The organism is Clostridium sp. C8, from assembly GCF_001010885.1.
Classification (GTDB): Bacteria; Bacillota; Clostridia; order Clostridiales; family Clostridiaceae; genus Clostridium; species Clostridium sartagoforme.
Map to the genome: position 1 here is coordinate 1 of NZ_LBMX01000039.1, position 9,649 is coordinate 9,649.

Annotated in this window: 10 protein-coding genes; 7 read left to right on the forward strand and 3 right to left on the reverse strand. The window is 27.0% G+C overall.

Going from position 1 to position 9,649, the window contains the following annotated elements:
* Positions 1-164 precede the first annotated feature (164 nt).
* Positions 165-683, reverse strand: a complete 519-nt coding sequence (locus AAT22_RS05220) for a hypothetical protein (protein ID WP_047000480.1) — start codon at positions 681-683, stop codon at positions 165-167.
* Between the two features lie 241 nt (positions 684-924).
* On the opposite strand from AAT22_RS05220, the gene AAT22_RS05225 reads away from it, so the two are divergent.
* Entirely contained in the window at positions 925-1,365 is a 441-nt protein-coding gene (locus tag AAT22_RS05225) for a hypothetical protein (protein ID WP_016207049.1), read from the forward strand.
* A gap of 159 nt (positions 1,366-1,524) precedes the next feature.
* Here the strand turns inward: AAT22_RS05225 and AAT22_RS05230 are convergent, their stop codons facing one another.
* Complete coding sequence (locus AAT22_RS05230; RefSeq protein ID WP_047000481.1) at positions 1,525-2,010, reverse strand: flavodoxin domain-containing protein; 486 nt, start codon at positions 2,008-2,010, stop codon at positions 1,525-1,527.
* A 147-nt stretch (positions 2,011-2,157) separates the two neighbouring features.
* On the opposite strand from AAT22_RS05230, the gene AAT22_RS05235 reads away from it, so the two are divergent.
* The 4 genes from AAT22_RS05235 (at position 2,158) to AAT22_RS19260 (ending at position 5,425) form a co-directional block, all read left to right on the forward strand.
* Positions 2,158-2,835 (forward strand): HD family phosphohydrolase, encoded by a 678-nt coding sequence (locus AAT22_RS05235; protein ID WP_052953912.1) that lies wholly within the window; start codon positions 2,158-2,160, stop codon positions 2,833-2,835.
* A gap of 155 nt (positions 2,836-2,990) precedes the next feature.
* Positions 2,991-4,403: an MFS transporter gene (locus AAT22_RS05240; RefSeq protein WP_047000482.1), complete on the forward strand. Its 1,413-nt coding sequence runs from the start codon at positions 2,991-2,993 to the stop codon at positions 4,401-4,403.
* A gap of 314 nt (positions 4,404-4,717) precedes the next feature.
* Positions 4,718-5,188 carry a hypothetical protein gene (locus AAT22_RS05245; protein WP_156174285.1) on the forward strand — a complete coding sequence of 157 codons (471 nt, stop codon included), beginning with the start codon at positions 4,718-4,720 and terminating at the stop codon, positions 5,186-5,188.
* A gap of 84 nt (positions 5,189-5,272) precedes the next feature.
* Complete coding sequence (locus AAT22_RS19260) at positions 5,273-5,425, forward strand: hypothetical protein (RefSeq protein WP_172655004.1); 153 nt, start codon at positions 5,273-5,275, stop codon at positions 5,423-5,425.
* Between the two features lie 308 nt (positions 5,426-5,733).
* On the opposite strand, the gene AAT22_RS05250 is transcribed toward AAT22_RS19260, so the two are convergent.
* A complete protein-coding gene (locus tag AAT22_RS05250) occupies positions 5,734-7,638 on the reverse strand; it encodes an NAD(+) synthase (RefSeq protein WP_047000484.1) in 1,905 nt (634 codons plus the stop codon).
* Positions 7,639-7,962: 324 nt separating this feature from the next.
* Between AAT22_RS05250 and AAT22_RS05255 the strand changes: the two genes are divergently transcribed.
* Positions 7,963-8,394 carry an NfeD family protein gene (locus tag AAT22_RS05255; protein WP_016207043.1) on the forward strand — a complete coding sequence of 144 codons (432 nt, stop codon included), beginning with the start codon at positions 7,963-7,965 and terminating at the stop codon, positions 8,392-8,394.
* Positions 8,395-9,348: an SPFH domain-containing protein gene (locus AAT22_RS05260; protein ID WP_016207042.1), complete on the forward strand. Its 954-nt coding sequence runs from the start codon at positions 8,395-8,397 to the stop codon at positions 9,346-9,348.
* Positions 9,349-9,649 lie beyond the last annotated feature (301 nt).

The window sequence follows — 9,649 nt, forward strand, 5'->3', positions numbered from 1 at the left end:
GCTATTTTCTGAACCGCTTACGAACAAAAGCTTAGAGAAGTTAGAGATATTGAAGAAATTGCATAATAACATTTAGTATAAGAAAATAGAGCAAATTGTTTAGTTTGCTCTATTTTCTTATTTATTAAAATGATAAAAAAATCAAAATATTTTACAAGAAAACTTTAAGACAATATATCATTTATTATTAAGGGAATATCAGAAATATTTTCATTTTCATAAGAATATAGATTATAATCATACTTATAATCATCAAGGGATATTTCAGTTTTATGTATATTTTGGGTGTCGGTTAAGTTGTTTTTATAATTTACTCTTGTAATATGAATTGATACAGTTTCACCAATAGATTTTAAACAATCTATTTCTTTAGGGAATCTAGCATCAGGAATTAGAGCTACGTCAAAATCATCTTTAACTAAATATAATATTTTAAGCAATTCATTTATTAAAAACATTTCATCTACAGCTCTCATCTTATCACCCAGGCTTTGAAGTAAGCTTCTTCCATTACCAGTTTTAGAGCCATCCCAATTATAGACTTTCGATGCAACCATTTTTAAATAATCAGCATAATGAATAATAAATACCTTTTTACCTTCTTTCTCTAATAACTCCTTTAATCTTAAGGCTAAAGTATCTTTTCCGTGTCCTGATTTTCCAGAAATAGAAATACATTTCATAAAAAATCCTCCTTTATATGTAATTGATTATTGTGTTTTAATAAATATTATTTATAAAATTAGAATCATTATTTTATATTATAACAATATTAGATTTCTATAAAGTATAAAAATTTTTATATTAATGATTTTGTTAGAAAAATTTAAGTAATAGAAAAGTACTTTTGTAAGTTTTTAAATGTAACATATTAATATAGAAAAAATTAATAAGGAAAGATAAAAATCTTTAGAAGGAGTTATTTTGGAAGATAATATTAAAGAAAAGTTAGAACTGAAGGTCAAAAAAGTAGCAATACTCATAATAGGAATATTAAATATAATTATTTGTTTATGTTTAAATTTTAATGAATTTCTTATGGGAAGCCCAATAATTAGTAAAAATGTAATAGTAACAATATCTTATTTACTAATCTGGAGCTTGATTATTTTTCTAGGAAGTATGTTAAGAAGTAAAAAACTATTAAAAATATTTTTAGGATTTTGGATATCTAATTTATTATTAGTAGTTATAACAGTAGTTGTAGTGAATGCAGCTATGTATGCTAAAATATTAATACCATTTGTTATAATATTTCTTGGGCCTATGTATGGAGTTTATTTTGAACATACTATAATTATAATTGGTACAATATCTATTATAATGAGTATGATTACTTATTATTTAATTAAAAGAAAAGCATAAAATAAAATGTTTTATAAAACCTCAAGGTAAAGGCTGTCGCATAAATAAATCAATTAAGAATTATTTACTTTGCGGCAGCTTTATTTATTATAGTTATATATATTAATTTTTAAAATATATAAATTAAAATATGTTATAAAAAATTTATTTGAATTTTTACTAGTTAAATAACTCCTTAGCTTTTAAAGCAATACGTTCTCCAAATATTGAAAACATAGATTTACTTTCTTCAAAGTTTTCGTCTATAGCAACAGCTCCTAAATGAATAAATGGTTTTCCAAGAGCAGAGCCTCCAGAATAAACTAACATTCCTTTTACCATTAAATGATTAATTATTGTAAGAATTGCAGTGTCAGCACCTCCTTGAGCATAATGTGCTGTAGAAAAGACAGCTCCAATTTTACCTTCAAGGTTATAATGGTTAGATTCATCAAACCATTTCTTTATCTGCCAGCAAGTATTTGCATAATAAGTAGGTGTACCAAATACTACAGCTTTACTATCTAGCAAAAATTTATCATCTATACTATCTAAAGCAAATACCCCAACTTCAATATTAGGAACTTTTCTAATTCCATCAGCTATTACATTAGCCATTTCTTTTGTATGACCAGTTTTACTAAAATATAAAATTGATATTTTCATTATATCTCCCCCATTAATTCCAAAACATAACAATATATAATTATTATAAAACTTTACTTGTTTAGATACAAATTATTAAATATAATATTTTTTAGTGTTTATTTTATAAAGTAGATAGATTAGAGTAACTATAAAAAGGAGTAAAATATGGAAAATTTATATGAAATAAAAAAAATAATAAGCAAAGAAACTTATACTATAATTAATAACGAAATAGAGCAATCTTTATTAAAATACTTAATGAAAGATATTTTAGAAAAATATAAAGCCTTTGATAAGGGTCATGGAATAAAGCATATAGCAACTGTAATAGATTCATCAATTAAACTGTCAAAATATTTCCCTGTAAATAAAAGTATGGTATTAACTATTGCAATATATCATGATTTAGGAATGAGTATAGATAGAAAAATACATCAAATTCATTCAAAGGATATGCTTATAAATGATACTAATTTAGAAAATTGGTTTACAAAAGAAGAGCTTATTTCAATGGGGGAAGCATGTGAAGATCATAGGGCTTCTAATGCTCATGAACCAAGAAGTATATATGGATATATAGTTTCAGATGCAGATAGAACAACAGATATATATGATATGATAGAAAGATGCTACAATTTTTCGAAAAAGAATTATAATACTTTAAATGAAGAAGAAACATATAAAAGAGTATATTCACATTTGGTAGAAAAATATGGTGAAGGTGGATATGCTAAATTTTATTTAGAAGAAAGTAAAAATGTAATAATGAGACCTTATATAGAAGCTCAAGAAATTTTGAAGAAAGAAGAGGTATTCAAGTTTTACTATAATAAAATCATATAAAATTTGAATTTTTATGAAAGTATGAAGATTTTAAAGATAATCTCAAAATTTTAACTTAAATTTAAGTTTCTGTTTTTTTTAATGGATTTTCATTTTCAAAAAATAATAGTATTATTAATGATTGAATGTAATAGATAGACTAGGAGATGAAGTATATGAAGATGAAAAAAGAATGGGCAATATTACTTACGGTATTACCTATGACTTTTATGACAACTCTTGATAGTAGTATAGTAAATGTAGCTTTACCTACAATGTCAAGAGAACTTGGAACAACAATGGCTGGAATAGAATGGGTAGTTACAAGTTATTTAATAACTATATGTGCAACTATTTTATTGTTTGGAAGGCTAGGAGATATAGTTGGTAAAAGTAAAGTTTTTAAAATAGGAATAGGAGTATTTACTTTAGGATCATTATTTTGTGGTTTATCAAACAGCCTTATAATGCTTATATTATCTAGGATAATTCAAGCAATAGGTGCTGGAGCTGCAATGGCAACTAACCAAGGAATAATTACAGAAACATTTCCTCCTACCAAAAGAGGTAGAGCTCTTGGAATGACAGGAACTGCAGTTGCTCTTGGAACTATGGTAGGACCAACTTTAGGAGGTCTTATAGTATCAGTAGCACCATGGGAATACATTTTTTTAATAAATATACCAATAGGAATTTTAGTTTATATAGGAGTATTAAAGGTATTAAACTTTAAAAAGATTACTGAAAAAGTTCCCTTTGATATAAAAGGAACTTTTTTATTCATGATTTCAATAATAATGTTATTTACATCTATAAATTTCGGGCAAAGTATAGGATATACAAATCCTATAATTATGGGAGCCTTTGTGCTTTCTTTAGTACTATTATTTATATTTATAAAGGTAGAGCAAAAAATAATAAGTCCTATGTTAGATATAAATATATTTAAAAATAAATTATTTTCATTAAGTATATTTTGTGGATTTACATCATTTGTTTCAATAGGAGCAATAAATATAATTTTACCCTTTTATTATCAAGATGTATTGAAGCTTACCCCAAGTTCAGCAGGATTTATGATGACAGTTTCTCCAATAATATTATCAATAGTTGCACCAATAAGTGGACATCTGTCAGATAAACTTGGAAGTGAAAAGATATCATGTATAGGGTTAAGTATTTTAACTATTGGTATTTTCTCGTTAACTATCTTTAATCAGTACACATCACTAATAATTGTTGCAATATTTGTTGGGTTAGTATCATTAGGAAGTGGTATATTCCAATCACCAAATAATTCATTAATAATGTCTACAGTTGATAAAACCAAGCTTGGAATAGCAGGAAGTGTGAATGGACTAGTAAGAAACTTAGGAACAACTACTGGGATAGCACTTTCAACAAGTATTTTATATAGTAGAATGAGCAGTAAAATTGGATATAAGGTTTCTGGGTATGTAGAAGGTAGAGCAGATATATTTATTTATGCAATGAGATTTGTATTTGCCGGAATAGGGTGTATTTGCTTAATTGGAGCTATATTAACATTACTTAGAGTCGTAAATAAGAGGTCAAAAACATTAAACTAATTAAATACATAAATATAATAAAAAAGGTACTGATAAAATATGCAGTTCCTTTTTTATTATATTCATTAATGCTAGTAATAATATTCAGAGTATGTTTATTTATAAAATTTGTAGATACACTTTTTAATACAAGTTTTTAAAGTACATTTACATTAGCTTCTAGATAAAGAAGATTAATATTAAATAAATATAAGATTAAGCAAAGATGGTGAAAGAATAATTTGAGATGTATTGATAAAAAATAAGTAAAACTTAGAAAGTAGTGATTTATAGTGATAGGTAATCATATTATTAAAAATTTTCTATGCATACTTATGGTTTTTGATATTGTCAGTAATGTAAAAATAAAACAAGATAATCCAAGAATAATAGATGCATTTATTTTAGCTTATGATGCTATGTACACTTATGATATTATACATTATAAAAATGGGTATACAAAAGACTATATCATTTTAGATATGGAGTCAGCCGATTTTTCGGAAACTACTTATGATGATAGACAAAAGATGATAAACCATTTTAAAAGGTATAACAAGAAAATATTAAATGCATCTATTTTTAAATTAAAAGAAATTGGGTTAGCGGATGAAATGACTCAAATAGCGATAAATGGAGATATTTTAATGTTTACCTGTGTGAGACCGGATGAAAATAGTAATGGAATAATAATAAGTGGAATGAAGTATCATGGTCCAATATCGGCATATATCTATGAAATGAAAATAGATGTTATAGATAATGAATGGAAGTTGATAGAAATAAAAGAAAAAGGAGTAGCCTAGAGAGAATATAATTCCAAAATTATGTATAATAAGCATATAAATTAATAAATAATCCAATTTTATTAAGGTAAATGGGGGGATAAAATGAGTGAAAAAAAGGATAAAAAAGATAATGGCTACTACTTCGCACTTTGTTCTGGACTAGGGGTTACATTTGGTATAATATTTGACCAGTTAGCAATAGGATTATCTTTAGGCGTTGCATTTGGGATTATCTTGGATAGTAAAAGAAAATAATCTTAATAGCATATAAGCTAACATAATATAAATTTTAAATTATAAGATATGGCATATAATGATGAAATGTTTATTATTGCTGGGTTAGGTACCATATAACTAGTTTTATATAAAAGTAAAGATACTGTATGGAAAGTAGTATTATCATGAACTGCTGGAGTTTTATAATTCTATGTTTCAGAATACCGTTAAGAATTACTATTGTTTGAGCGTATGCGAGTTATAGTAATTTAGGTATTTTGAATAAATAGAATTATAAAAACTCCCAGTGAAATGATATTGGCTACTTGAAATACAGTATCTTTATTTTACTTAAAGGAGTTAAAAGAAGCATCAGAAGGCATTCGCCAATCTCCACGTGGACTTAATGAAATACTTCCAACCTTAGGGCCATCAGGAAGAGCGCTTCTTTTAAATTGTTGAGTAAAGAATCTATATATAAATTTATCAAGCCATTTTTCTATTTCTTCTTTACTATAATCATCTTTAAATGCTTGTTCTGCAAGGAATTGTATCCTTTCTTTAGAAGAACCATTTTTAATAAAATGATATAAGAAGAAATCATGTAATTCATAAGGTCCAACTATATCCTCAGTTTTTTGAGTGATTTCGCCTTTATCATTCTTAGGTAAAAGTTCAGGACTAACTGGAGTATCTAATATATCTAAAAGTGTATCTGAAACTTGAGGAGTAGACTCCTTTTCAGCTACATATCTAACTAAGTATCTAACTAAAGTTTTAGGAATAGATGGATTTACTGAATACATACTCATATGATCACCGTTATATGTACACCATCCAAGAGCTAATTCAGAAAGATCTCCTGTTCCAATTAATAAGCCACCCTCTTTATTAGCTAAGTCCATAAGAATTTGAGTTCTTTCTCTGGCTTGAACATTTTCATAAGTAACATCATGAATATTTTTATCGTGACCAATATCTTCAAAGTGCTGAAGAGCAGCTTTTACTATGTTAATTTCTCTTAAGTCACATCCTAATTCCTTACATAAGGTTAGAGCATTATTATAAGTTCTATCAGTAGTACCAAAGCCAGGCATTGTAATTGTAATTATATTTTTATTATCTAAGCCTAGTAGTTTAAAAGTTTTAACAACAACTAGTAAAGCTAAAGTTGAATCAAGACCACCAGAAATTCCAATAACTGCTTTCTTTAAGTTAGTATGCTCCATTCTCTTTGCTAGAGCAGAAGCCTGAATATTAAATATTTCCTTACATCTTTCTTCACGTAATTTAACATTAGAAGGGACAAAAGGATGTTTATCAACGAATCTATCAAAGTTAATTATTTTAGTATCTTTATAATCAAATTTTATTATTTCAGCTTCAAAAGGAACTATTCTTGAAGCATCTCTATAACTTATATTTTTTAATCGCTCACTGTTTAATCTAAAAACGTCTATATATGAATAAATAATCTCATTAGCTCTTTGGAATCGCTCATTTTCTTCAAGCATAGTTCCGTTTTCTGCAATTAGCATATGTCCGCTAAATAAAAGATCGGTTGTGGATTCATGAACCCCGGCAGATGAGTAAATATATGCAGACATACATCTAGCACTTTGATTCGATATAAGAGCTTCTCTATAATCCTTTTTGCTTACAAGTTCATTAGAAGCAGAAAGATTTCCTATTATATTTGCACCAAGAAGTGATAGATATGAACTTGGAGGAACTGTAACCCAAAGATCTTCACAAATTTCAAATCCAAAACTATATCTTCCAGAAGTGAAAATTAAATTAGTTCCAAATGGAACATCTTTTTGAAAAGAAAAATCTACTTTTTCATCAATTATTCCAAGGCCTTCACTAAACCAACGTTTTTCATAAAATTCACTATAGTTTGGGATATATGATTTTGGAACTATTCCAAGAAGTTTTCCATTAAATATTATATAAGCACAATTAAATAGTACATTTTTGAAACTTAGAGGAGCTCCTATAGCAATTAACATATCTAGGCCTTTACTTTTTTGTATTAATTTTTCTATGGCAAGGTCAGATTTTTCCAACAAATTATATTGCATAAATAAATCACTGCAAGTATAGGATGTAATAGATAGCTCAGGAAAAACAATAGACTTAGCTTTATTTTTGTATGCTTCATCTAAACAAGTAAATATATTTTCTAAATTATAATCTATATCAGCTACACGAGTAACTGGACATGCAGCTGCGACTTTTATAAAATCCATAAAATCTCTCCATTCTAATTAAAATAATAGTATATGAATTATTGTAACTCTTTTTATATTTAAAATTCATAGTTATAAAAATACTTATATATAAACAAGTTTATATACATAGTTAAATAATAAAAGGAAAACAATAGAAAATCAATGATAATAGAAGAAATATGAATTAAAACAAAATAAAAAGGTATAATATACCCTTTAAAAAGATAAAAGATATATTGTAATAAGTTAGGAAGAATGTTATAATAAATTCATAAGTTGATGGAATTCAAATTTTTACTAAAAAATGTTATAATGGTATTAAAGAATAAAGGAGGGGAAATTATGAGTGCGGTAATTTTTTGGATTATAGTTGCAGCTGTAGTAATTGCTATAGACATAGCAACAAGCAATTTCTTATTTGCTTGGTTTGCTGTAGGTGCATTTGTTGCAATGATAGCTGATTTACTGGAAGTATCATTTGGAATACAAGTAGTACTTTTCTTAGTAGTAAATTTAATAACTATTTCGATAGGTTATCCATGGGCTAAACGAAAGTTTAAGGAAGGTGTTAAACGTACACCTCTAATGGAAGAAACTTATATAGGAAGAGTTATGAAAGCAGAAGAGGAGATAGTAGATAGAACTAAAATAAAAGTTGACGGAATATATTGGACTGTACTAAATTCAGGAGAAGTAATAAAAAAAGACGAAAGTTTTAAAATCACAGGTATAGACGGTATTAAATTAATAATTAAAAAAGAGGAGGAAGTTTAGATGGAAAATTTAATTGGATTAATAATTACAGGAGTAGTAGTACTTTTTGTATTAATAGTAATCTTATCATCAATTAAAATTGTAAACACAGGATACTTATATGTTGTAGAAAGGTTTGGTCAATATCATAAAACTTTAGAACCAGGATGGCACTTTTTAATTCCATTTGCAGATTTCGTTAGAAAGAAGGTTTCAACAAAACAACAAATTTTAGATGTGCCACCACAATCAGTTATTACAAAGGACAATGTTAAAATATCTGTAGATAATGTTATATTTTATAAGTTATTAAATGCTAAAGATGCTGTTTATAATATTGAAGACTATAGATCAGGTATAGTATATTCAGCAACAACTAATATGAGAAATATCTTAGGTAACATGAGTTTAGATGAAATATTATCAGGAAGAGATAAAATAAATCAAGATCTTTTAAGTATTATAGATGAAGTTACAGATGCGTATGGTATAAAAATACTTTCTGTTGAAATTAAAAATATAATCCCTCCAACAGAAATTCAAGAAGCTATGGAAAAACAAATGAAAGCTGAAAGAAATAAGAGAGCTATGATCCTTGAAGCAGAAGGACAAAGACAATCTCAAATAGAAAAGGCAGAAGGGGAAAAGAGAGGTAAGATACTTGCAGCAGAAGCTGAAAAAGAAGCTAATATCAGAAGAGCTGAAGGTTTAAAGGAATCTCAATTACTTGAAGCTGAAGGTAAAGCTAAGGCTATAGAAGAAATAGCTATAGCAGAAGCAGAAGCTATAAGAAAAGTAAACCAAGCAATTATAGAATCAGGTACTAATGAAACAGTTATAGCTTTAAAGCAAGTTGAAGCTCTTAAAGAAATGGCTAATAACCCAGCTAATAAGCTTATATTACCAAATGAAACATTATCTTCACTTGGAAGCATTGCAGCTATAGGTGAAATGCTTAAAGGTAGCAAAGAATAATTTATCCAGCTTACAGTTCACAGTACGCAGTGCACAAGTCACAGTTGATTTGAGTTTATAGTGAGCAAGTAACAAAAAACAAGTTAAAAATATATAATTAAAAATTAAAGACCATCTACTTTAGAAAAATTATAGTAGGTGGTTTTTGTGTTAAATTTATATAGTTCACAGCGCACAATTCACAGTTCACAGTTTTTGGAATAAAGTAACAGGTAACAGGTTATGATATAAATTGCAAAGCAATTTATAAATTAAAGAATGAAAAAATTAAAACAACTGTGCACTGTGCCTTGTGAACTGT

Excerpts from the sequence above, each read along its gene's own strand:
- AAT22_RS05220 (WP_047000480.1), bottom strand. The coding sequence starts at position 683 with ATGAAATGTATTTCTATTTCTGGAAAATCAGGACACGGAAAAGATACT.
- AAT22_RS05230 (WP_047000481.1), bottom strand. The coding sequence starts at position 2,010 with ATGAAAATATCAATTTTATATTTTAGTAAAACTGGTCATACAAAAGAA.
- AAT22_RS05235 (WP_052953912.1), top strand. The coding sequence starts at position 2,158 with ATGGAAAATTTATATGAAATAAAAAAAATAATAAGCAAAGAAACTTAT.
- AAT22_RS05240 (WP_047000482.1), top strand. The coding sequence starts at position 2,991 with ATGAAGATGAAAAAAGAATGGGCAATATTACTTACGGTATTACCTATG.
- AAT22_RS05245 (WP_156174285.1), top strand. The coding sequence starts at position 4,718 with ATGGTTTTTGATATTGTCAGTAATGTAAAAATAAAACAAGATAATCCA.
- AAT22_RS19260 (WP_172655004.1), top strand. The coding sequence starts at position 5,273 with ATGAGTGAAAAAAAGGATAAAAAAGATAATGGCTACTACTTCGCACTT.
- AAT22_RS05250 (WP_047000484.1), bottom strand. The coding sequence starts at position 7,638 with ATGGATTTTATAAAAGTCGCAGCTGCATGTCCAGTTACTCGTGTAGCT.
- AAT22_RS05255 (WP_016207043.1), top strand. The coding sequence starts at position 7,963 with ATGAGTGCGGTAATTTTTTGGATTATAGTTGCAGCTGTAGTAATTGCT.
- AAT22_RS05260 (WP_016207042.1), top strand. The coding sequence starts at position 8,395 with ATGGAAAATTTAATTGGATTAATAATTACAGGAGTAGTAGTACTTTTT.